The organism is Amycolatopsis japonica, from assembly GCF_000732925.1.
GTDB lineage: Bacteria > Actinomycetota > Actinomycetes > Mycobacteriales > Pseudonocardiaceae > Amycolatopsis > Amycolatopsis japonica.
On sequence record NZ_CP008953.1, the window covers coordinates 6,625,767 to 6,648,875 of the forward strand.

Here is a 23,109-nt window from a genome sequence, read left to right on the forward strand (position 1 = left end):
GCGCCGATGCGTTTGATCGCTGTCACGCTGGGGTTGCTGTCCGCCTTGTGCGCATTGGCTTTCCCCTTCCTGCCGGTGGTGCAGGACACAGCGGAGGTCGTCTGGCCAACGGGCGGCGACACCCGCTCCGTCAACGCGCCCTTGACCGGGTACTGGGCGCAAGACCTGCGCGTCGACCTGCCGTGCACGACCGTCCGTTCGCTGGACGCGCGTTCGCAGGGGCAGGCGCTGTTGTTCTCCACCGTGCCCGACGGCCGCACCGACCCGCGCGCCGGCAAGGGCGTCGGCCTGCAGCTGCGCATCGACAACGGGGTGCTGCTCGCCTCCAGCCAGGGACAGCAGATCGTGCAGCAGCCGCTTCCCGAGAACAAATGTGACGTAAAGCTGTCGGCGGACGCGAACCAGATGACGCTGACCGTCGCCGAGACCGTGGTGTTCCACGCCGAGGGCGACGTCCGGCCGCGGCTGGTCGGGATCTACTCGTCGATCAACGCGGGCAAGGACCCGATCGACGGTCTGCACGTCTCGGTCGTCCCGGACACCCGCTACCAGACGTCGCCGACGGTGTGGAAGTGGATCGTCGGCGTCATCGCGGCATTGTCGTTCATCGGCTGCCTGATCGCGGTGTGGCGGATGGACTCCGGATTCGCCCGCCGCGCGCCGCGCTGGGCGCCGGTCGGCTGGTGGCGGCTGACCGCCCGCGACGCGACGGTGATCATCGCGCTCGGCGCTTGGGTGTTCATCGGCCCGGTCACCTCGGACGACGGCTACATCCTCACGATGTCGAGAGTGGCCGAAGAGACCGGCTACCTCACGAACTACCACCGCTGGTTCGGTGTCGCCGAAGCGCCGTTCGGCTGGTTCTACCACGTGTATCAGCTGATGGCGCACGTCAGCACGGTGCCGCCGTGGATCCGGCTCCCGTCGTTCCTGCTGGGCGTGCTGAGCTGGCTGCTGATCAGCCGCGAGGTCATGCCGCGCCTGGGCACCCAGGTCCGCACGAGCCGCGCCGCCGGCTGGGCCGCCGCCGCGGTGTTCCTGGTCTGGTGGATGCCGTTCAACAACGGGGTCCGGCCGGAACCGGTCGCCGCGCTGGGCTCGCTGCTGGCGATCTGCGCCGTCGAGCGCGCGCTGGTGACCCGCCGTCTGCTGCCATTGTGCCTCGGGCTCACCGCGGCCGGGTTCACCCTGGCCGCGACACCGACCGGGCTGATCGCGGTGGCGCCGTTCCTGGTCGCCGCGCGCCCGCTGTACAAACTGGTCCGCCAGCGCGCCGAGAACGGCTGGCTCCCGGTGCTCGCGCCGGTGCTGGCCGCCGGGCTGCTCGTGCTGGTCGTGGTGTTCGCCGATCAGACCTTCGCCACCGTGCAGGAGGCGACCCGGATCCGCACCCTGGTCGGCCCGAACCTGTCGTGGTTCCAGGAACTCGCGCGCTACCAGCTGCTGTTCGAAAGCCTGCCGGACGGCTCCGTGCCACGCCGGTTCCCCGTGCTGCTGGTGCTGCTGTGCACCGGGACCTGCCTGGTGGTGTTGCTGCGCCGCGGCCGGATCCCCGGCGCCGCGCTCGGCCCCAGCCGCCGCCTGATCGGCACGGTCGCGCTGTTCTTCCTGCTGCTGGCGCTGACCCCGACCAAGTGGACGCACCACTTCGGCGCGTTCGCCGCGGTCGGCGCGGCGATGGCGGCGTTGACCGCGCTGGCGACCAGTTCGACGGTGCTGCGCTCACGGCGCAACCGGGCGGCGTTCCTCGCCGGGCTGCTCGTGGTCGGCGCGCTGGCCGCGACCGGCCCCAACTCGTACTGGTTCGTCTCGAAACTCGGCGTGCAGTGGACGGCGGTGGCGCCGTCGATCGGCGGGATCCCGCTGTCGACCATCCTGCTGATCGCGGCGGCGATCTCCGGGGTGTACGCGTTCGTGGAGAACGTCCGCGCGCACCGGCCCGGCCTGCAGGCGGGACCGCAGGAAGGGCGGAGCCGGTCGCTGCGGCTCGGTTCGCTCTCGCTGGTGGTGGTCTGCGGTCTGATGGCCACGGGCGAGTTCGTCAGCATGGCGTGGGCGATCCACAACCAGCAGGGTTCCTACAGCCTCGGCGCCGCGAACTTCGGGCATCTGTTCGGCAAGAGCTGCAACCTCTCCGACCACGTGATGGTGGAACGGGACGCCGCGACCAGCATCCTGCGGGCCCAGCCCGAACAGCGGACGGTCCCGGTGAAGAAGGAGGAGCCGCCCGCCGGGCAGACCCCGCCGCCGCTGCCCGATCCCGAGCAGGACAACGGCCGGGTGCAGACCGGGTTCCACACCCGCGCGATCGACGACAAGGATCCGCTGGCCGAACCGCCGCACGGCTTCAAACCCGACGAAGTCCCGATGTGGAGCAGCTTCCTCGATCCCGAGACGCGGGCCGGGCGGCTGCGCAGCGACTGGTACGCCCTCTCCGAGAAGCCGGCCGACGGCCAGATCGTGGTCGCCACCGCGGGCGCGGCCCGGCGGCCGACGTCGGTCAGCCTCGACTACGGCGTGAACACCAGCGAAGGCGTGAAGGTCGTGCGCAGCCAGTTCGTGCTGCCGCCCGGCGCCGGGACCAACGGCTGGAACGACACCCGGATCAACCTGCGCGACCTCCCCGCCGAGACGACGTCCGTGCGGATCAACATCGTCGACAACGACCTCACCGAGGACGGCTGGATCGCCGCGTCCGCGCCGCGCGTGCCGACGTTCACCACGCTGACCGAGAAGATCGCGGGCAAGCCGGTGTACGTCGACTGGCCGGCGTCGTTCGTCTACCCGTGCGTGCAGCCGGTGACCTCGCACGACGGCATCTCGAAGATGCCCGAGTACCGGATCACCGCCGGCGCCGTCGCCGACGAGGCGAACTGGGCGTCCAGCACGAACGGTGGCCCGATCGGCTGGCTCGAAGAGGTCGCGGCCGAACCCGAGGTGCCCAGCTACCTGATCGGCCAGCCGAGCCAGTCCTGGGGCCAACTGCTGCAGGTCGAACCGTTCACCGAGGGCATCGCGCCGACGATCGTCCACGGCGAGAAGGTCGTCCCCGGCTGGTGGTCGCCCGGCCCGGGACCGCGGCAGCCGAACGGCAAGGACCCGACCCGCTAGTGGGCTGAAAGCGTCCTTCACCGCATCAGACGCGGTGAAGGACGCTTTCGTCGCGTCTCATGCGGGGAAAGCGTCCTTCAGCCCCCGCAACGCGGGCGGCAGCGGAGCCTCGTGAAGGACGCCGAGGCGCTGCGTAGCGCGCGTCAGCGCCACATAGAGCTCAGCGGCACCTCGCGGGCCATCGGCCAGGATCCGTTCCGGGTCCACGACGAGGACGGCGTCGTACTCGAGCCCCTTCGTCTCCGACGCGGGCACCGTGCCCGGCACGCCGGGCGGCCCGATCACGACGCTCGTGCCCTCACGCCCGGCTTCGTCCTTGACGAACTCCTCGATGGCACCGGCCAGGGATTCCGCGTCGACCTGCCGCGCCCACGGCCGGACCCCGTTGGAGCGCACCGATTCCGGGGCCCGGACCTCGGGCGCGAACTCGGCGAGCACCGACGCCGCGACGGCCATGATCTCCGCCGGGGTGCGGTAGTTCACCGTCAGCGAGCGGTACACCCAGCGCCCCGGCACGTACGGCTTCAGCATCGCGTCCCACGAGCGCGCCCCGGCCTCGGACCGGCGCTGCGCCAGATCGCCGACGACGGTGAACGACCGGTTGGGACAGCGCCGCATCAGCACCCGCCAGTCCATTTCGGACAGTTCCTGCGCCTCGTCGACCACGACGTGCCGGTACGTCCAGTCCCGGTCCGCCGAGGCACGCTCGACGAGGCTGCGCGTGTCGTGCTCGACGAACCGGTCGGCGAGTTCGTCGGCGAAGAGCAGGTTCTCCGCCGACAGCATGACATCCTCGTCCATCTCCTCGCGGTCGAGCTTCATCGTGTCGAGCACACCTTCGGCGTACTCGGCCTCCGCCTTCTTCTCCCGCGCGAGCGCCATCTCGGCGGCCTTGTCCTCCGCCTTGTCGCGGCCGAGCAGGTCGACGAGTTCGTCGAGCAACGGCGTGTCCGACACCGTCCAGGCCTCGCCGTCTGCGCGCAGCAACGCCTGGTCGGCCCCCGCCGCGCGAAGCCGCTCTGACGACGAAAGCAGCGTCCCCAGCAGGCTTTCGGGCGTCAGGATCGGCCAGAGCGCGTCGAGCGCGGCGGTGAACGTCTCGCTCTCCGCCAGTTCCTTCAGCAGGTCCTTCCGCAGCCGCTCCCATTCGTCACGGTCGTCCCGGCTGAGCCAACCGCGGCCGATCCGCGCGATCGCCCGCTCGGTCAGCACGTAGGTGACGATGTCGGTGAACGTCCCGCGCGCCTCGTTGTGCGGCAGGCCGCTCTTGCGTGCCTCGTCGCGGGCCCATTCCGCGGTCTCGGCGTCGATCCGCACGGTGACGTCGGCGAGGTCGATCAGCACCGGCTCCTCGGGCAGCCGCTGCCGGTCGGCGACGGCGGCCTTGAGCACGTCCAGCATCTTCAGCGAACCCTTGAGCCGCGTGGCCTCCGGGCCGTCCTCGGCCGTGATGTGCTTGCCGGGCACGAAATCGCCGGTGGTCATGAACACCACGTCGGTCTCGCCCAGCGACGGCAGGACACGGCCGATGTGGTGCAGGAACGCCGGGTTCGGCCCCACCACGAGCACGCCGTGGCGTTCCATCCGCTCGCGCTGCGTGTAGAGCAGGTACGCGACGCGGTGCAGCGCGACCACGGTCTTCCCGGTCCCCGGCCCGCCCTCGATCACCAGCACTCCGGGGTGCTCGTGCCGGATGATCTCGTCCTGTTCGGACTGGATCGTCGCGACGATGTCCCGCATCCCCTCGCCACGCGGCGCGTTGACGGCCGCGAGCAGCGCCGCGTCACCCTCCGCGTCACCGCCGGGGCGGCCGAACACCTCGTCGGTGAACCCGAGCAGCTCACGGCCGTGCGTGTGGAACTGACGGCGACGGCGCATCTTCTCCGGCGTCGCGGCGGTCGCGGTGTAGAACGGGCGCGCCGCCGGCGCCCGCCAGTCGAGCAGCACCGGTTCGTAGTCGTTCTCCTCGTCGAAGAGACCGATGCGGCCGATGTACGAGGTCTCCCCCGCGAGGCTGTCGAGCCTGCCGAAGCACAGCCCGTTATCGACGACATCCAGCCGACGCGACTCCCTGGCCAGCGCGCGCACCTCGACGTCACGTTCCATGGCCGTCCCGCCGGTCCCGCCCAGCGCGGCCTGGTACTCCCCCTTCACCCGCGCGCGTTCGGCGTCCAGGCGCGTGTAGAGCCCGGCGACGTACTCGCGTTCGGACCGGAGCTCTTGTTCATGACCCTGAGTTGACACAGACTCCCATTTCGCCAGGTTTCGGCTACGGCGAGTGAGTCTGAGGCATCACCGGGGTCTTGTGGCAAGTCCCCCCATGCGCTATATGTTTATTACGGAGGGAGTTACTCCGTCTACTTCTCGGCCCCGTCGGGCCTGTTCCCTGCTCTGAAGGTCAGGTCTCGGCATTCGTCTGTCCGCTGGGGACACTTCCGGGACAATCGGGCCCGATTCGGGCGTTTTGCGAAGGGGTCGTGAGTGTTTTGGGTCGTTCTAACGACCCAAAACACTCACGAGGCGACACCTGTGACCGAACCGCCGCTCCCCGTAGCCGACCGGGGGGCGAAGGCTCCTTTCGTCGCGTCAGACTCGGTGAAGGGAGCCTTCAGCCCACACCACTCCGCTAGTCCTACTGACGCAGGTTGGATCAGCCGCAGCCGCGCTCCGCGTAGGTACTTAAGACACCCTTGGCTCTAACGACCCAAAACACTCACGACCCCAGCCAAAACCGCACAGATGCGCATCAAACGTACAGCAACCTGCCGACTGGTGTCCTTTGTGGACATTGTTCGCTCAAGCCCCTGCGACACCGCCCACCTCACCCGACAGCTTTCCTCACGGGCCTCCGGGAGTCGCTCATCCGCACGGTGGCGCGTATTCGAGCCCCGGAAAGTACTTCTCCCACTCTTCCCGCGTGATCCTCGGCGTCGCCAGCCTGCAGATCTCCTCGCCCACTTTCGCGGTGTCCGTCTGCCACAGCTGGACACCGCTGCTCCCGATCGCGAGCGTATGCCCGTCGTCCCGGTACGCCAGCGAGTTGACCGTCGCCGCGAAGCCGGTGAGCTGCGCCGTCTCCACCGGTTTCCGCGGATCGGCCACGTCCCAGACGCGCACCGTCCGGAACGCCGACGCCGCCAGTTCCCGGCCGTCCGGGCCGAACGCGAGCGGCCCGACGCCTTCGGAGTGCCCGCCCAGTTTGACCGGCCGCGCGACGTGCGCGCGATCGGTGATGTCCCACAGGTAGACGTTCCGGTCGCTGCTGCCCGCGGCGACCGTGCGGCCGTCGGGGCTGAGCGCCATCTTGAACACCGTGCCGCCGTCGGGCCGCAGGGTCGACACCAGGCTGGGCCGTTGAGGGTCCGCGACATCCCACAAGGTCACCGCGGACGAGTCCGGCCCCTGGCTCGCCACGAGCGTCCGCCCGTCGGGCGTGAACGCGAGCGACCACACCGTGCCGTCGCCGACCGGCAGATCCCGCGGCCCGGTGAACCGCCGCGGGTCGCTGACGTCCCAGAGCGTGATCGGTCCGTCGTCGCGGCCGGAGGCGAAGGTCTTCCCGTCCGAGCTGAAGGCGAGCGAGTAGGTCGGCAGGACCTCGGTCGACGCCAGCAGTTTCGGCGCCGTCGGATCGCTGATGTCCCAACGCTGGAGCACGAAGGTCCCGGCCACCCCGGCACCGGCGTGCGCCGCCAGCGCGAGACTCCGCCGGTCCGGGCTCACCGCGACCGCGGTGACGGTCGCGGGCCCGGGCAGCTTCGAAAGCTGCCTCGGGGCACGGAGATCGTCCATCGCCCAGAGCCGCACGTCGTCCCCCGCGGTGACGAGGATCCGCCCCTGTTCGAGGAAGGCGCCGACGTTCCAGCCCGCGCTCGACGCCAGCGCGAGTTCGCCGACGTCCTGCAGCCGGACGGTGCGGTCGGCGCTGGTGGACACGATGGTCTTGCCGTCCGGGGAGAACGCGGTCCACCAGATGGCGTTCGTGTGCCCGGACAGCGGCGGCAGCTCCTTCGCCGGCCCCGTGACGTCCCAGATACGCACGGACTGGTCGTCCCCCGCGGTCACCACGAGCCTGCCGCTCGGGCTGAACCCGGCCGCCCAGACGACGGCCGGGGTGGTCAACGTCGACAAGGGCCGCGGCGCCGCCGGATCGGCGACGTCCCACAGTCTCGCGGTGCGATCCCAGCTGGTGGTGAGCAGCCGCCTGCCGTCCGGGCTCCACGACGGCGTGAGCTGAAGATCCTTGTGTCCGGAAAGGACGGAGCGCCGCTGCGGCGCGGACGGGGTGGTGACGTCCCAGAGCTCCGCCGTCCAGTTCGTGTTCGTGACCGCGAGCAGCTTGCCGTCGGGGCTGAACGCGGCGCGCGCGAGTTGCGCGGCCGGGGTCCCGCCGAGCACCACGAGCGGTTTCGGCGCGCCGAGGTCGGTGACGTCCGTGAGCCGCACGGTGCGGTCGTCGGACCCGGTGACGAGCGTCCGGCCGTCGGAGCCGAAGTCGGCGGAGATCACGACCTCCCGATGCCCGGTGACGTCCGCCTTCCGCACCGGACGCCGCGGATCGGTCAGATCCCAGAGCCGGACCCGATGATCCCGGGTGACCGTCGCCAGCGCGTGCCCGTCGCGGCTGAACGCCAGCGGCCCGCGGACCTCCTCCGATCCGGGCAGCGTCGCCAGGAGTTCTGGATGCCGCGAATCGGCGATGGACCACACCTGCGTCGCCCGGTAGGAGTCGGAAGTGATCATGAGCTGCCCGCTCAGCGCGACGGTGACGTCGCCGGGGTCGAAGGTCATCCGCGTGGCGAACGGCGCCGCCATGGCGGTGAGCAGGCCGTCGTGGGTCTCCTGGATCGGCGCGAGCCGGTACGCGGCGAGACTGAGCTGGGTCGACAGCGCCGGATTGGACTCCCGCAACGTCTTCGCCTCGACGACGGCCTTGCGCGCGAGCGCCTCGTTCCGCTGTTCGGTGGCGGTCCGCCCGGCGTCGACGGCATACCCGACGGCGACACCCGCCAGGAGCAGCAGGACGCCGAGGAGCGCGACGAGTCTTCGCAGCCTCCGCGTCCGTTTGCGGCCGACGGCGGTCTCCTCGGCTTCGGCGTCGAGCCCGGCCTGGAGGAACGTCCGCTCGCGCGCGCTCAGCGCGTCCGGCTCCCGGTCCGCCCATTCGGCCGCGAGCCCCAGCCGCGTGCCGCGATAGAGACTGCCCTTGTCGCGATCCAGCGACTCCCACAGCTCCGTCGCCTCGGCCAGTTGCCGGTGCAGGCGATGCCCTTCGCGGTCCTCCGCGAGCCAGTCGCGCAGCCGCGGCCAGCTACGGATCAAGGCCTCGTGGGCGATCTCGACGCCGTCGCGGTCGAGGACGAGCAGGCGCGCGTCGGCGAGGCGTTCGAGAACCTCCGTCGTCGCTGGGTCGTCGTCGAGTTCGCGCCGGTTGAGACGGCGCTTCGTGTCTTCGGTGCCTTCGCCGAGCGCGGTCAAGCGCAGGAAGATCTGCCGTACGACGCGCTGCCGGTCCGGCTCCAGATCCGTGTAGACCGCCTCCGCGGTCCGCGCGATCGCGTTGAGGATCCCGCCGGCCGCCTCGTACGCCGCACTGGTCAGCGTGATCCCCTGACGCCGCCGCCACGTCTCCAGCAAGGCGTGCGACACCAGCGGCAGCATCGCCGGCTGGCCGGTCGCGTCGGCGACGAGCGTCGTGACCAGCGCCGCCTCGACCCGGCACCCCGCGCGGACGGCGGGTTCGACGATCGCGGTCCGGAGTTCGTCGGCGGTCATCGGGCCCACCATCACCTGTGCGTCGGTGAGCGCCTCGACCAGACCGGCGTGACGGCAGAGGTGACCGTAGAAATCCGCGCGGACACCGAGGACGACCCGCGTGCCGTGCTCGTCGCGGGCGAGCGCGACCAGCGCGTCGATGAACTTCTCGCGTTCGATCCGGTCGCCGCAGAGCGTGTAGACCTCCTCGAACTGGTCGACGATCAGCAGCCGTCCCTCGGCGTCGAGGTCCTCGTCGAGTGGATGCGCCCCTGGCGTGCGAAGGACGACGGGGCGTTCGCTCACCGCCGCCAGCCCGGCCCGCAGGACGGACGACTTTCCGGACCCCGACGCGCCGAAGACGCCGACGAGCCGTCGTTCCGCGAGCTTGCCGGTCAGCTCGGCGACCAGCCGCTCGCGGCCGAAGAAGCGGTCGGCGTCGGCCGTCTGGAACGCGGCCAGCCCGAGGTACGGGAGTTCGGTTTCGTCGCGTTCGCCGGAGGTCGCGGCGAGCCCGGCAGCGACCGCGCGCCAACGTTCCTCCCACGCCGCGACGTCACCGCCGCACGCGGTGACGTACGCCGTCGTGACCGCGAGCCCGGGCAGCTTCCGTCCGCCGGCGGCTTCGGAAAGCGCGGCGGCCGAGTAGCCCGCGCGGGTCGAAAGCTCGCGGTACGTCGGCCCGCCGGCCTTCTCGCGAAGCAGGCGAAGATCCGCCGCGAAGCTCACGACGACGTCGTCGCCCGGCCCCAGCGGGCGCTCGCGTCTCGGCACCAGGCCCCCCTGATCGTCGAACCGTTACCGATTGGACATTGTTCACCGAAAACGGCCCGACACTGTACAAAAGTTCTGCGCTACAACCGATGGCGTGCCGATTCGAACCCATGCGGTGACCGTGGTCTTCGCGGGCGTCCCCCAACCGCCCGCGTCCTCGGAGCTGGAGGTGGTCGCCCATACCCCCGACGAACGTGAAGCGGTCTGGCACGCCAGCGTGCTGCGGCCGGACGTCCTCGTCCTGTCCGTCCATCCGCCCTCACTCGACGGGCTGGCGATCACGCGCGAGGTGTCGTCGCGCGTACCGGACACCGCCGTGCTGGTGCTGACCCCGCCCGGCGACGGCGAACTCGTGGTCGCCGCGATGCTCGCGGGCGCGCGCGGCGTCCTGTCCCGCAGCGCGGGCCCCGACGATCTGATCCGGTTCATCCGCGGGGTCGCGGCGGGCGCGGTCGTGTTCGGCGAGCGCGCCGCGGACCGGCTTTACGGCCTGCTGGCCGCTTCGCAGCCGATGCGGGCGTTCCCACGGCTGACCCCGCGCGAACACGAGGTGCTCGACCTCCTGGCGGGTGGCCTGACGATCCCGGCCGTCGCGCGACGGCTCGGGCTCGCGCCCAAGACCGTGCGCAACGTCGTCACGTCGATCCACGCGAAGGCCGGCATCGACGACCGGGAGGTGCTGCTCGCCCAGGCCAGGAACGCCGGGCTCGGCCGTCACTCGTAGGTGCGAGGTGTCCAGACGATGCCGTTCTCGGCGCGGGTCTTCGACGAGCCGATGATCAGCAGGCAGCGCATGTCCACGCTGGCCGGATCGAGGGTGCCGAGGGTGACCACGCGGATGTCCTCCTCGGGGCCGCCGACGTCCCGGGCGACGACCACCGGCGTCTCCGGCGCACGGTGCCGGAGCAGGACGTCGCGGGCCTGCGCGAGTTGCGTGGTCCGCGTGCGGGACGCCGGGTTGTACAGCGCGAGCACGAGATCCGCCGCACCCGCGGCGTCCAGCCGACGTTCGATGATCTCCCACGGCTTGAGCCGGTCGGACAGCGAAAGCACGCAGTAGTCGTGGCCGAGCGGCGCGCCGACCCGGGACGCGGCCGCCTGCGCGGCGGTCACGCCCGGCACGATCCGCACCCGTGCGCCCGCGCCGTGTCCGGCCGCGACCTGCTCCAGTACCGCCGATGCCATCGCGAACACGCCGGGATCGCCCGACGAGACCACCGCGACCTTGGCCCCGTCGGCGGCCAGTTCGAGCGCTTCGACGGCGCGTTCGGCCTCGACGCGGTTGCCCGACGCGTGCCGCTGCTGGCCCGCGCGCTGCGGCACCCGCGCGACGTACGGGCCGTAGCCGACGATGTGCTCCGCCGCGGCCAGTTCCGCGGTCGCTTCGGGGGTCAGCCAGTCCGGACCCGCCGGGCCCAGGCCGACGACCACGACTTCGCCGCCGGTATGCGTTTCCTGCTCCCGGGTGACTTCGGGTTCGTCGGCGAGCCGGGACGCGTAGGCCGGGCTGGGCAGCAGCGCCAGCGAGAAGTACGGCACCGACTCCGGGTCGACGTCGGCGAACGGCTCGACGCGCTGCGCCTGCCAGGTCGCCCGTTCGACGTAGAAGGCGTCGTCCAGCTTCCCGGCTTCGACCAGCGCCTCGCGGACGTTGCCGAACGTGCGGCCGAGTTTGAGCACCGCCGCGGCCTGCGTGTCGGCCAGGCGGCGCGCGAGCTCCGGCGCGGGCAGCGTGCCGGGCAGGATCGTGAGGACTTCGTCGCGCTGCACCAGCGGGCGGCCGAGCACCGACGACGCCGCGCTGACCGAGGTCACGCCCGGCACCACGGTCGCTTCGTAGCGGTCGGCGAGGCGTTCGTGCATGTACATGTAGGAGCCGTAGAAGAACGGGTCGCCTTCGCAGAGCACGACGACGTCGCGTCCGGCGTCGAGATGCTCGGCAAGCCGTTTCGCGCTCAGCTCGTAGAAATCGGCGATGGCGCCTTCGTAGCCGCCGGGATGGTCGGTGGTCTCGGTCGTGACCGGGTAGACCAGCTTCTCCTCGATCTGGCCGTCCCGCAGGTACGGCTCGGCGACCGAACGCGCGATGCTCCGGCCGTGCCGCGCACTGTGATACGCGATGACGTCGGCCTCGCCGATCAGGCGCGCGGCCTTGACCGTCATCAGCTCGGGGTCACCCGGTCCGAGCCCGACACCCCAGAGTTTTCCGAGCCCGCTCATTCGACCTCACTCGCCATCGCGTTGATCGCGGCGACGGCCATCGCGCTGCCGCCACGTCGTCCGTGCACCACCAGGTACGGGGCCGGTGCCCGCTTCGCGAGCTCCACTTTGGACTCGGCGGCGCCGATGAAGCCCACCGGGACCCCGATGATCGCCGCCGGGGCACCGACGCCTTCTTCGAGCAGTTCCAGCAGGCGGAACAGCGCGGTGGGCGCGTTGCCGATCGCCACCACGGAACCGGGCAGCTTGTCGCGCCACAGCTCCAGCGCGGCCGCGGACCGGGTGGTGCCCATCCGCTCGGCCAGCCCGGGCACCTTCGGATCGGACAGCGTGCACAGCACTTCGTTGGCGGCAGGCAAACGTTTGCGGGTCACCCCGGAGGCGATCATGTTCGCGTCGCACAGGATCGGCGCGCCCGCTTCGAGCGCGGCGCGGCCGGATTCCACCACGTCCAGGCTGTAGCGGAGGTCGTCGACCAGGTCGACCATCCCGCAGGCGTGGATCATCCGCACGGCCAGCACCGCGACGTCGTCGGGCAGGATCGCGAGATCCGCCTCCTCACGGATGGTGGCGAACGAATGCCGGTAGATCTCGGCCCCGTCCCGGATGTAGTCGATCACTGTGTCCCTTTCTCCGCCAACGTCCTCGCCAGCTCGCCGACCGGGACGAACGCCCCGTCGACCAGATAACCGTCCTCCGTCGCGAGCACGTCGACGTGCTCGCGCGCGGGTTTGCCGCAGCGCCGTTCACAACCGGCGAAATGGGCTCTCGGCGTCCGCCCGACCCGCGCCGCGTCGGCCCGCACGTCGGCCAGCGACTTGGCACAGCCCGGATGCCCGATGCAGGCGCTGACCCCGAGCGAAGGCGCGTCCGGATCGGTGATCAGCCCCGTGTCCGCGGCCAAGGGACCGAGCACCAGGATCGATCGCCACGGCGTGACAACGGCGTTCCCCGCGTTCGCGATCGCGCGCGCCTGAGCCGAGGTGAGCCTGCCGAAGACCGCGGCGACCCCGATCGCGTCACCGATCGGCCCGATCGGGAGGCCCGGGTTCACCTCGAACTCCCGCGGCTCCGTCATTTCGCCTGGGATGCCCCTGACGAGCGGCTCGATGTCGGCGAGTTCGCTGATCCGCCAGGCCGTTCCCCTCGTGCGCAGGAACGCGCGCGCGACCGCGAGCAGCGTCTCGACGGCGTGCTCGGCGGGGACGCGCAGGCCGGTGTCCTCGCCCGCGAGCAGTACGGCCCCGTCGCGCCAGCAGACGTCGGCGCCCTCACCGGCGACGTCACCCTGGCCGCCGTCGAACGCGAAAAGGAAGCGTCCGGGGAGCTCGGCCAGCTCCGGGACGGCACACAAGGCCTCGTCGAGTTCCTGAGCGAGCTTTTGCGCGGTCTCGCTCAGCGGCGAAGCGAGGATGTTGCGGACGCGTTCGTGTGACGGCGAAGGCAGGAGCCCGGCCGCGGCGAGCCTGCCCGCGAGCCCCGGCCGGGTGATTCCGCGCAGCTGCACGTTGCCGCGGGAGGTCAAGTGGAGGGCGCCGTCACCGAGGTCGTCGGCGGCGTCGGCGAGCGCCCTGAACCGGGCCGCGGTGATGGCGCCGCCGGGCAGCCGGATCCGGGCGAGCGGACCGTCGGCCGCGTCGTGCGTGGCGAAAACACCAGGGCACGCGTCGGCTCGGACACGTGCGCTCGTGGACATGCGCTCACTGTAGATGGCCGATTCCACCGAGAGTATGTCTCAGCTCATATGTAGTAGGTGTGCTACATTCGATCGCAGCACTGAGATGGGGGTGACCAATGAGAGATCCACACGACGTGATGATCTCCGTCAAAGATCTCCGGATGCGGTACGGCACGAACGACGTACTCCACGGCGTCGACTTCACCGCGCACCGCGGCGAGGTGATCTGCCTGCTCGGCCCGAACGGGGCGGGCAAGACCACGACGATCGAGATCCTCGAAGGCTTCCGGATGCGGTCGGAGGGCGAGGTCAGCGTGCTGGGCGTCGACCCGGCGCACGCCGACGAGAACTGGAGGGCGCGGCTGGGGGTCGTCCTCCAGGCCTGGCGTGACCACGCGAAATGGCGGGTGCGCGAGCTGCTGGAGCACCTGGGCGGCTACTACGCGCCGTACTCCACGGACCGCATCAAGCGGCCGTGGGATCCGGACGAACTGGTCGCCGCGGTCGGCCTGACCGAGCACGCGGACAAGAAGGTCCGGATGCTCTCGGGTGGGCAGCGGCGGCGGCTCGACGTCGCGATCGGCATCGTCGGTCGCCCGGAACTGCTGTTCCTCGACGAGCCGACCGCCGGGCTGGACCCGGAGGCGCGGCGCGAGTTCCACGAACTCGTGCACCGGCTGACCGATGACGACGACACGACGATCCTGCTGACCACGCACGACCTCGACGAGGCCGAGAAGCTGGCCGACCGGATCCTGATCCTGAACCACGGCCGCATCGTGGCCGACGGTTCGGCCGACGCGCTGAGCAGGCAGATCGCCGGCGAGGCCGAGGTGCGCTGGACGCTGGACGGCCAGCGGTTCGTGCACTCCACGACCGAATCGACGAAGTACGTGCACGAACTGTTCAAGCAGCACGGGGACGCCATCGGCGATCTGGAGGTCCGGCGGGCGTCGCTCGAAGACACGTACATGACCCTGGTCCGCAAGGCCGAGTCCCTGGAGGCGGTGGGCGCGCGATGAACACGATTCAGCACAGTGTCCGGCTGGGCGTCCGACGCGGCTGGCTCGAGGCCCGCCAGATGATGACCAACCGGGAAGACCTCTTCAACACCTTCCTGTACCCGGCGATCTTCGTGATCGTCATGTTCTTCATGCGCGGCGCGAAACTGCCGGGCACGGAGTTCTCGCTCGGCGCCGCCACCGTGCCGAGCGTGCTGGGCGCGTCGATCGTGTTCAGCGGCATGCTCGGGATGGCGGGAGTCCTCGCCGTCGAACGCGAAGACGGCACGCTCCTGCGCGCCAAGGCCACGCCGAACGGCATGATCGGCTACCTCGTCGGCAAGGTCGTCACGGTGTCGATGAGCACCGTCATCGGAATGCTGCTGGTACTGATCCCCAGCCTGATCCTGTTCGACGGCATCGCGCCCGGCGGGCTGACGTCGTGGCTGGGCCTGCTGTGGGTGCTGGTGCTCGGCCTGCTCGCCACGATGCCGATCGGCGCGATCTTCGGCTCGCTGACCTCGAACGCGCGCAGCATCGGGCTGATCATGCTGCCGACACTGGGGATCGGCGCGATCTCGGGGATCTTCTACCCGATCACCGCGCTGCCGGAGTGGCTGCAATACCTCGGGCAGGTGTTCCCGATGTACTGGCTCGGCCTCGGCATGCGGTCGGCGCTGCTGCCGGACTCGACGGTGATCATCGAGATCGGCCAGTCCTGGCGGCCTTGGGAGACCCTCGGCGTGCTGTCGGTGTGGGCCGTGATCGGATTGACGCTGGCCCCGGTCGTCCTGCGGCGCATGGCGCGGCGCGAGTCCGGGTCCTCGGTGGCGGCACGACGGGAAAAGGCGATGCAGCGAATTGGCTAGCTCATGAGCGAGGTCGTTTACAACCGGATCGCGATGTTGCGGGCGGAACGGGGCATTTCCCGCCGCGAACTCGCCGATGCGCTGGGCGTGCATTACCAGACCATCGGCTACCTCGAACGCGGCGAGTACAGCCCGAGCCTCTACCTCGCCCTGCGGATCGCGGAGTTCTTCGAGGTGGCGGTGGAGATCATCTTCTCCACCGCCCCTTTCCCGCGGATCGGGGACTCTTCGTCGGAGCGGTCGGCGTGAGCCTGCTGGAGCGGGCGCACGCGCACGCGGTCCGGCTGGGGCGCGATCGCATCGGGGGCGAGGAACTTCTGCTCGCGGTCCTCGACGATGGTGTGGGGTATGCACTCCCTGGCGCTTTGGGGATCTCTCGCGATGTCCTTGTGTGGCAACTGGAGAAAGCTCCTTCGTCGCCTGCCGCCGGAAGCATCGACGGCTATCCGGTCACGGCCGAAGTCCTTGGCGTGCCTCGATCCTCGGGTTTGGCGGAGCTGGTCGTCGGCCTGCTGGCCGCCGGGGGCGGAGCGGCTCGCGTCCTGGGCGAACACGGGGTGACCGAGGAGCGGGTGCGGGAGGCTTACGCGCGGATCTGGGCTCCCTTTCTGGATGAGAACGCCATCTGGGGAGGCCCCGGGCCCGGCACTCCGACGCGCGGCCCCGCGGACCCGCCCGTCGAGATCGAGGCGCTGACTTCCGAGATCGCCGAATATCGGCGACGCAAGGAAGCAGCCGTCGATGCGCAGGAGTACACCCAGGCGGCCCTCATCCGCGACAAGGAGAAAGCGGTCGAGCGGCGACGGTCCGAGCTCATCCGGGAATGGGCGGCGACCGTCGATCCGGTGGATCTGGCCGAGGCGGTCGTTTCGCTGCGGGAAATGGTCGCCATCCTTCGCCGCACTTAGTCGACTAAATGCGTGAGGTTCAACGCAGGATGATTCGGGTCAGTGACCGTTTCACTCTTCAGTGTTGTTCGTACGGTTTGCTGGTTGCTTAAAATTACGAACACGTGTTCGATTTTTTCGGGTATTATGGAGTCGTGCCCGAGACCTTCCTCCCCGAGTTGCCGCAGGAGCTGTGGCGCGCCGGCAAGCTGGAGCTTGCCCATGGCGTGCAGCACGCTTTGCAGGTGATCCGGATCGCGACCGCCTGTCTGGGGCAGTTCCTGGCGGAGATCGAGTCTCGGGGCGCCAAAGACTTGTACGGGCATGGCAGCACGGCGAGCTGGCTCGCCGAGATCGCGGGATTGTCACGTGGCGAGGCCAGTGCGGTGGTGAAGCGCGCCATCGCCTTGAACCCCACCCGCGCTCTGGATGGCACGGAGGTTCCGCCTCTCGCTCCCGCCACTGCTGCGGTCGCCGCTCAGGGACTGGTCGGGGACGAACGGATCGATCAGATCCTGGAGATCCTGAAAAACCTCCCCGCCGACATTTCGGCCGAGGATCGGGCCGGTGCGGAGCAGATCCTCGCCAACCTCGCCCCGAATGCCGGTCCCCGCCAGCTCGCCAAGGCCGAGGCGAACTTGCAGGGCTTGCTCAACCCTGACGGCAACGAACCCAAAGACCCCGAGCCCAAGGAACCACGCCGCGAGATCACCCTCGAACGCCGCAAAGACGGGTTCTGGAAACTGACCGGTCTTCTCGATGACGAGACCGGTGCTCGCACGGCGGCGGCGTTGGAGGCGCACGCGCAGCCGCGGCCGGTGGATGAGTTCGGGCAGGCGGATCTGCGGATGAAGTGCGAGCGCATGGGCGACGCCTGGGCCGAGCTCCTCGATCTGGCGATCGCGTGCCCGGACCAGCCGGGGACCAGTGGCTATCGGACCCTCGTGCACGTCACCGTCGGACTTGAGGAACTGAAGTCGGGTCTCGGGACCGCGTGTCTCGACTTCGTGGGGACGATGACGGCACGGGAAGCCCGGCTTGCCGCCTGCGATTGCCTGATGGTGCCGGTCGTGATGGGTGCCTCGGGGGAACCGCTGGATATGGGGCGGCTGAGGCGGTTCGTCACTCCAGGCCAGAGACGCGCGTTGAACATCCGCGACGGCGGCTGCGCCTTCCCCGGGTGTCATCGGAAACCGAAGAATTGCCACGCCCATCACATTCATCACTGGGCAGACGGCGGACCCACCGACCTCCGGAACCTCGTATTGCTCTGCGGCTTCCATCATCGGCTGATCCACCACGGTGACTGGGAAGTACGGATGGCCGCTGATGGTTTACCGGAATTCATCCCACCCCAATACCGGGACCCGCTCCGAAAACCCCGCCGTAACACCCTGCACCACGTCTAGGCCCCGAGGAGCCCGCCAGCCACCCCCAGGCGACGGGCCCCTCGGCATGCCCTGCGCCGGACAGGCCCGGTGACTGTGTGGATTTCTGGTCATCCAACGCCCCAAAATCCACACAGTCCATCACCACCGGACCAGTCACGACCTGCCCCTCGCACGGCAACAGCCGCCAAGCCAACATGAAGACCTCCTCATCCGTCCTTAACGGACGATTCAGAAGCGCGTCACAAGCTCATCACCGTGACCGCCTACACCTACACGACCAGCCCACCGAGAAAACCCACCAACCCCGAAAAACCCCGGCACACCAAGGCATGGCTGATCCCCGCCGCGGCCATCCCGGCGCTGTCCACAGCGCTCGTGCCCGGCGGACCGGGCTGGCAGGGCGCACTGGTCCTGGCCGTCTTCGCCGCGGCCGTGGGCGCGTGGGTACTGACCAGCGTGGACGACACCTGGATCGCGTTGGCGGCGGTGGCCGTCCTTGCCGTGGCCGGAGTGCTGGCGCCCGCCGACCTGTTCGCCACCCTCGGCGCGGATCTGGTGTGGCTGCTGATCGCGGCGTTCGTACTGGCGGCGGGGCTGACCGCGTCAGGACTGGTCGACCGGTTCGTGGCCATGGTCCCCGCGCGGGCGCGATCGGTGCGCGGGCTGGCGCATCTGTCGACGGTCGCGGTGGTGGTCTCGTCGCTGGTGGTCCCCTCGACGTCGGGGCGGGCGGCGCTGGCCGTGCCGGTGTTCACCGCCTTGGCGAGCGCGCTCCCGCGGATGGTCAAGGCGCTCTCAGTGCTGTTCCCCACGGTGGTGTTGCTGTCGGCGGTCTCGACGCTCATCGGCGCGGGCGCGCATCTGGTGGCCGATCAGCTTCTGCGTGAAGCGACCGGCGACGGCATCGGCTTCCTGCGCTGGCTGTTGCTCGGCCTGCCGCTGGCGGTGGTCTCGTGCCACCTCGCGGCCGAGGTCGTCTTGCGGTTGTTCACCACCCGCGAAGACCGTCGTGAGCGGTTCGACCTGCGCTCCAGGTTCCCGCCGCGAGGGCCGTGGACCCGGACGGAACGGTTCGCGGCGGTCACCATCGGCGCCGTGCTGGTGCTGTGGTGCACCGAGCCGTGGCACGGACTGCCGCCCGCGCTGGTCGGGCTCGTCGGTGCCTTGGCGATGTGCGTGCCACCGCATCGGGTCACGACGGGTACTGCGCTGAAGACCGTGCCGTGGTCGTTGCTGCTCTTCACCGCCGCGACGGCCGCGCTGGGCGGCGCGCTGGTGGGGTCGGGCGCGGCGGCATGGGTGGCGGACGTGGCCTTGAGTCCCGTCCGGGGCGCTCCGGCGTGGGTCGTGCTGGCGGCGGTGATCGTGGTGAGCACGGCCGCGCATCTGGCGGTGCAGTCCCGGTCGGCGCGGTCTTCGGTGCTGGTGCCGGTGGTGATCCCGCTCGCGGCGGCCACCGGGCTGGCCCCGGCCGCGGCGGTGTTCGCCTCCACCGCGGCGGCGGGGTTCTGCCACACGCTCACCTCGTCCGCCAAACCGGTCGCGCTCTTCTCCGACATCGACGGCGTGCCGACCTATTCGTCCCGCGACCTGCTCCGGCTTTCGAAGGTGCTCGCGCCGCTGCACGTGGTCGTCGTCGCCGTCTTCGCCTTGCTCGTCTGGCCGCACCTCGGCCTCTCGCTCATCCCGTGAACCATCAGGAGGAAGTCATGCGGATCGTCGTCGCCCCCAGTGGGTTCAAGGAAAGTCTCGGTGCCGAAGCCGCCGCCGACGCCATCGCCGAGGGCGTGCTGCGGGTCGTCCCGTTCGCGGAGATCGACCGCGTCCCGCTCGTGGACGGCGGCGAGGGGTCGGCCGCGGCGCTGGCCGGGAGCACCGGCGGGAAGATCGTGGACACCGTCGTCACCGGCCCGGTCGGGCTGCCGGTGCGCTCCCATTTCGCGATTCTCGGTGACGGGTCGACGGCGGTGGTCGAGATGGCGGCGGCCGCGGGTCTTCGCCTGGTGCCCGCCGATCGCCGCGATCCCGGGCGCACCACCAGCCGGGGCGTCGGCGAGCTGATGATCGCCGCGCTCGACTCGGGCTGTTCGTCGGTGCTCGTCGGTTGCGGCGATTCCGGCGTGTCCGACGGCGGAGCCGGGGCGCTCCAGGCGCTGGGCGCCCGGGTGCTCGATCGCGCCGGTCAGGAGGTGGGGCCCGGCGGGGCGGAGCTGGCGCGGGCCCGGCACATCGACGTGTCCGGGCTCGATCCGAGACTCGCGGGCACCGAACTCCGGCTGGCGGTCAACCCGCACAACGTCCTGTGCGGCCCCCGCGGCGTGGCCAGGGTGTTCGGCCCGCAGAAGGGCGCCACTCCCGAGCAGGTGGAGCGGCTGGCGGCGGCGCTCGACAACTGGGCCGGCGTCCTGCGCAGCGACCTGGGCGCCGAGGTCGCGCTCGTCCCCGGATCGGGTGCTTCCGGCGGTCTCGGCGCGGGGCTGTGCGCGGCGCTGGGAGCCCGGCTGCTGCCGCGCTTCGAAGTCCTGCTGGACCACGTCGACCTCGACGCGCGGCTGGCGGCGGCCGATCTCGTGGTCACCGCCGAGGGCACGATCGACGCCCAGACCCCGCACGGGAAGGTGCCCGCCGAGGTCGCGCGCCGGGCCAAGGCGCACGGCAAGCCGGTGGTCGCGCTCGCCGGGCGGATCGGCATGGACGCCGACACCACCTACGCGGTCGGCATCGACGCCTTCCAGGCCATCCAGCCCGGCCCGGTGGATCTGGACGAGGCGATCCTGCGCGGCGCGGAGTTCCTCACCGACGCCGCCGAACGGTTGCTGCGGCTCGTGCTGGTCGGCACCCGCCTGTCCACGCCCGTTATGTGAAGATTCCTTCATCTTGTCCTCATCTTCGCCACATCGACGACCGGAAGGGTGGAGCCATGGCCCGTTCGCCGCGTATCGCCCTGCTCATCGCCGCCGTGGCGCTCCCGCTCGGTGCGGCCGCGGTCACCTGGGCATGGCCGGAGCCGCCCGCGCCGCAGGCGCCGATCGAGGTGAAACTGAAGGAACATCCGACGTCGACCACCCAGCCCCCTCCGCCGAGCAGTTCCACGCCGGTGGTCGTGCCACCGCCCCCGGTGGTCCCGCCCGGCGACGACCAGGACGACGACGGTGCCGACGACGACTGAACCCAGGATGCGGGCGGTCCCCGCGCGCGTCCGGATCATGGGCTGGCTGCTGCTGCTCGTCGCCGTGGTGACGGTGTCGACGACGCTGGTCACGTACAACCTGTTGCTGCGCGAGGTCGACAGCGACGTCAACGCGGCGCTCGAGCAGGAGGCCGCCGAACTCGGCCAGGTGCTGGCCGAGGGGGTGGACCGCGCCACCGGGCAGCCGTTCCCGGACGTGCGGTCCGCATTGTCGGCGCACCTGCGGCGCCAGTACGTCGACGATGACGAAGTGGTCCTGGCCTGGACGCCGTCGTCCGGGCCGATCCTGCAGGACCGCGAGGAACCGTTCCGGCTGGGCGAGAGCCCGGCGGTGCTGGATCCGATCCTCGCCGACCCGGCGCGCAGCGGCAGCGTCGAGACCCCCGCCGGGGAGATGCGCTGGATCCGTGTCGACGCGTCCGGCACCCGCGAGGGTGACCGCGGTTCGTTCGTCGTCGGCTACTTCGTGGACCGCGACCGCGCCGAGATCGCCACCACCGTGCGGACCCTGCTGTTCGTCGGGCTGCTCGGGCTCGTCCTGGCCGGGGCCGCGGCGTGGCTGGTCGCCGGCCAGATCCTCGCCCCGGTGCGGCTGGTGCGCCGCGCCGCCGCCGAGATCACCGAGCACGACCTGACCCGCCGCATCCCGGTTGACGGCCGCGACGACGTCGCCGCGCTCGCCGAACAGTTCAACGCCATGCTCGACCGGCTCGACCTCGCGTTCGCCACCCAGCGGCGCTTCCTCGACGACGCCGGCCACGAACTGCGGACGCCCATCACGATCGTGCTCGGCCATCTCGAACTGCTCGACGACGACCCGGTCGCGCGGGCCGAGGCGATCCGGCTGTGCGTCGACGAACTGGACCGCATGAACCGCATCGTCGGGGATCTCCTGCTGCTGGCGAAGGCCGAGCAGCCCGACTTCGTCACCCTCGCCCCCACCGACGTCACCGAGCTGACCAGCGATCTTTACGCCAAGGTCCGCACCATCGGCGATCGTCGCTGGCGGCTGGAGGCGCTCGGCGAAGGCCAAGTGCCGCTCGACGAGCAGCGCACGACCCAGGCCGTCGTGCAGCTGGCCCAGAACGCCGTCCAGCACACCGAAGACGGCGACGAGATCCTGATCGGCTCGGCCGTCACCGAGGACACCGTGTCGTTCTGGGTGGCCGACCATGGCCCTGGAGTGCCGCGGGAGGACGCCGAGAAGATCTTCCAGCGGTTCAACCGGGGGCCGTCGGGCGGTCATCGGAGCGGGGCCGGGCTCGGGCTGGCGATCGTGTGCGCCATCGCCGAGGCTCAGCACGGCTTGGTGCGCCTGGAATCCGCCCCGGGGCACGGCGCCCGGTTCACCATCGAAATCCCTGTTCATTCAGCCGAAGGAGGCACGCCGTGGCCCGTATCCTGATCGCCGAGGACGAGGAGCGCATCGCGTCGTTCGTCCGCAAGGGGCTCGTCGCCAACGGCTTCACCACCACCGTCGTCGCGGACGGCGAGCAGGCTCTCCAGTACGCCCTCGGCGACGGCTACGACCTGCTGGTGCTCGACCTCGGCCTGCCCTCCCGCGACGGCCTGTCCGTGCTGCGGACGCTGCGCGAACACCACAACACCACCCCGGTGGTGATCCTCACCGCGCACGATTCGCCGCAGACCACCCTGGCCGGGCTGGAGGGCGGCGCCGACGACTACATGGCCAAACCGTTCCGCTTCGACGAGCTGCTGGCCAGGATCCGGCTCCGGCTGCGCCGCACCGAACTCGTCGCCGAGACCACCGTGCTGCACGCTGGCCCGCTGTCGCTGGATCTGCGCACGCGCCGCGCGGACGTCGACGGCGCCGGCGTCGACCTGACCTCGCGCGAGTTCGCCCTGCTGGAGCTGTTCATCCGCCACCAGGGCCAGGTGCTGACCCGTGAGCAGATCCTCTCCCACGTGTGGGGGTACGACTTCGACCCGGGCTCCAACATCGTCGACGTGTACGTCCGCACCCTGCGCCGCAAGATCGGGGCGGGCCACATCCGCACCGCGCGGGGTATGGGGTACGCGTTCGACCCCGGCCACACATCACCTTGACTCCCGCCGGACCGCACCGGAGAGTGAACTCAAGACCCACGCGACGGCGGCGGAGGAACCCGGTGAGAGTCCGGGGCGGTCCCGCCACTGTCATCCTCCCGGCCAGGGAGGGAAGCCAGGAACTCCGGCCGTCGCGACCACACGACCCGGGGCGCGGACACCCCGAG

Annotated in this window: 17 protein-coding genes and 1 riboswitch; of the genes, 12 read left to right on the forward strand and 5 right to left on the reverse strand. The window is 70.5% G+C overall.

Annotated elements, in window-relative coordinates:
• The first annotated feature begins 6 nt into the window (after window positions 1-6).
• Window positions 7-3,111 carry an arabinosyltransferase domain-containing protein gene (locus AJAP_RS30665; RefSeq protein WP_084098392.1) on the forward strand — a complete coding sequence of 1,035 codons (3,105 nt, stop codon included), beginning with the start codon at window positions 7-9 and terminating at the stop codon, window positions 3,109-3,111.
• Between the two features lie 57 nt (window positions 3,112-3,168).
• Here AJAP_RS30665 and helR read toward each other — a convergent pair whose 3' ends face one another.
• Entirely contained in the window at window positions 3,169-5,355 is a 2,187-nt protein-coding gene (gene helR / locus AJAP_RS30670; protein ID WP_038517843.1) for an RNA polymerase recycling motor ATPase HelR, read from the reverse strand.
• 615 nt (window positions 5,356-5,970) lie between these two features.
• Window positions 5,971-9,639: an nSTAND1 domain-containing NTPase gene (locus tag AJAP_RS30675; protein ID WP_051972644.1), complete on the reverse strand. Its 3,669-nt coding sequence runs from the start codon at window positions 9,637-9,639 to the stop codon at window positions 5,971-5,973.
• Between the two features lie 94 nt (window positions 9,640-9,733).
• On the opposite strand from AJAP_RS30675, the gene AJAP_RS30680 reads away from it, so the two are divergent.
• A complete protein-coding gene (locus AJAP_RS30680; protein ID WP_228694638.1) occupies window positions 9,734-10,363 on the forward strand; it encodes a response regulator in 630 nt (209 codons plus the stop codon).
• Here the strand turns inward: AJAP_RS30680 and AJAP_RS30685 are convergent.
• Genes AJAP_RS30685 through AJAP_RS30695 form a run of 3 tightly spaced genes read right to left on the reverse strand, consistent with a single transcriptional unit; the run spans window position 10,354 to window position 13,555 of the window.
• Window positions 10,354-11,859, reverse strand: a complete 1,506-nt coding sequence (locus AJAP_RS30685; RefSeq protein ID WP_038517849.1) for a precorrin-2 C(20)-methyltransferase — start codon at window positions 11,857-11,859, stop codon at window positions 10,354-10,356. The two genes, AJAP_RS30680 and AJAP_RS30685, sit on opposite strands and share 10 nt — an antisense overlap.
• Complete coding sequence (locus tag AJAP_RS30690; protein ID WP_016332061.1) at window positions 11,856-12,479, reverse strand: precorrin-8X methylmutase; 624 nt, start codon at window positions 12,477-12,479, stop codon at window positions 11,856-11,858. The genes AJAP_RS30685 and AJAP_RS30690 overlap by 4 nt, the downstream gene beginning before the upstream one ends.
• Complete coding sequence (locus AJAP_RS30695) at window positions 12,476-13,555, reverse strand: precorrin-3B synthase (protein WP_038524181.1); 1,080 nt, start codon at window positions 13,553-13,555, stop codon at window positions 12,476-12,478. The genes AJAP_RS30690 and AJAP_RS30695 overlap by 4 nt, the downstream gene beginning before the upstream one ends.
• Window positions 13,556-13,653: 98 nt before the next feature.
• Here AJAP_RS30695 and AJAP_RS30700 point away from each other — a divergent pair, with 98 nt between their 5' ends.
• From AJAP_RS30700 to AJAP_RS30750, 10 genes are all read left to right on the forward strand, one after another.
• The gene (locus tag AJAP_RS30700) at window positions 13,654-14,559 is read left to right on the forward strand and encodes an ABC transporter ATP-binding protein (protein WP_038517852.1); all 906 of its coding nucleotides are present in this window, start codon (window positions 13,654-13,656) and stop codon (window positions 14,557-14,559) included.
• The gene (locus AJAP_RS30705) at window positions 14,556-15,407 is read left to right on the forward strand and encodes an ABC transporter permease (RefSeq protein ID WP_038517855.1); all 852 of its coding nucleotides are present in this window, start codon (window positions 14,556-14,558) and stop codon (window positions 15,405-15,407) included. The genes AJAP_RS30700 and AJAP_RS30705 overlap by 4 nt, the downstream gene beginning before the upstream one ends.
• Before the next feature lie 3 nt (window positions 15,408-15,410).
• Complete coding sequence (locus tag AJAP_RS30710) at window positions 15,411-15,656, forward strand: helix-turn-helix transcriptional regulator (protein ID WP_005162705.1); 246 nt, start codon at window positions 15,411-15,413, stop codon at window positions 15,654-15,656.
• Window positions 15,653-16,315, forward strand: a complete 663-nt coding sequence (locus AJAP_RS30715) for a UvrB/UvrC motif-containing protein (protein WP_038517857.1) — start codon at window positions 15,653-15,655, stop codon at window positions 16,313-16,315. The genes AJAP_RS30710 and AJAP_RS30715 overlap by 4 nt, the downstream gene beginning before the upstream one ends.
• A gap of 134 nt (window positions 16,316-16,449) precedes the next feature.
• Window positions 16,450-17,703: an HNH endonuclease signature motif containing protein gene (locus AJAP_RS30720; RefSeq protein ID WP_038517859.1), complete on the forward strand. Its 1,254-nt coding sequence runs from the start codon at window positions 16,450-16,452 to the stop codon at window positions 17,701-17,703.
• 237 nt (window positions 17,704-17,940) lie between these two features.
• Entirely contained in the window at window positions 17,941-19,377 is a 1,437-nt protein-coding gene (locus tag AJAP_RS30730; RefSeq protein WP_084098394.1) for an SLC13 family permease, read from the forward strand.
• A 17-nt stretch (window positions 19,378-19,394) separates the two neighbouring features.
• Window positions 19,395-20,549, forward strand: coding sequence for a glycerate kinase family protein (locus AJAP_RS30735; protein WP_038517864.1), 1,155 nt, complete (start codon window positions 19,395-19,397; stop codon window positions 20,547-20,549).
• Between the two features lie 56 nt (window positions 20,550-20,605).
• Window positions 20,606-20,854 carry a hypothetical protein gene (locus AJAP_RS30740; RefSeq protein ID WP_037346637.1) on the forward strand — a complete coding sequence of 83 codons (249 nt, stop codon included), beginning with the start codon at window positions 20,606-20,608 and terminating at the stop codon, window positions 20,852-20,854.
• Window positions 20,838-22,280: a sensor histidine kinase gene (locus AJAP_RS30745; protein ID WP_228694640.1), complete on the forward strand. Its 1,443-nt coding sequence runs from the start codon at window positions 20,838-20,840 to the stop codon at window positions 22,278-22,280. The genes AJAP_RS30740 and AJAP_RS30745 overlap by 17 nt, the downstream gene beginning before the upstream one ends.
• Window positions 22,265-22,942, forward strand: a complete 678-nt coding sequence (locus AJAP_RS30750; protein WP_038517869.1) for a response regulator transcription factor — start codon at window positions 22,265-22,267, stop codon at window positions 22,940-22,942. Before AJAP_RS30745 ends, AJAP_RS30750 begins: the two co-directional genes overlap by 16 nt.
• Window positions 22,943-22,994: 52 nt before the next feature.
• A riboswitch (cobalamin riboswitch) is annotated at window positions 22,995-23,067 on the forward strand.
• Window positions 23,068-23,109: the final 42 nt, after the last annotated feature.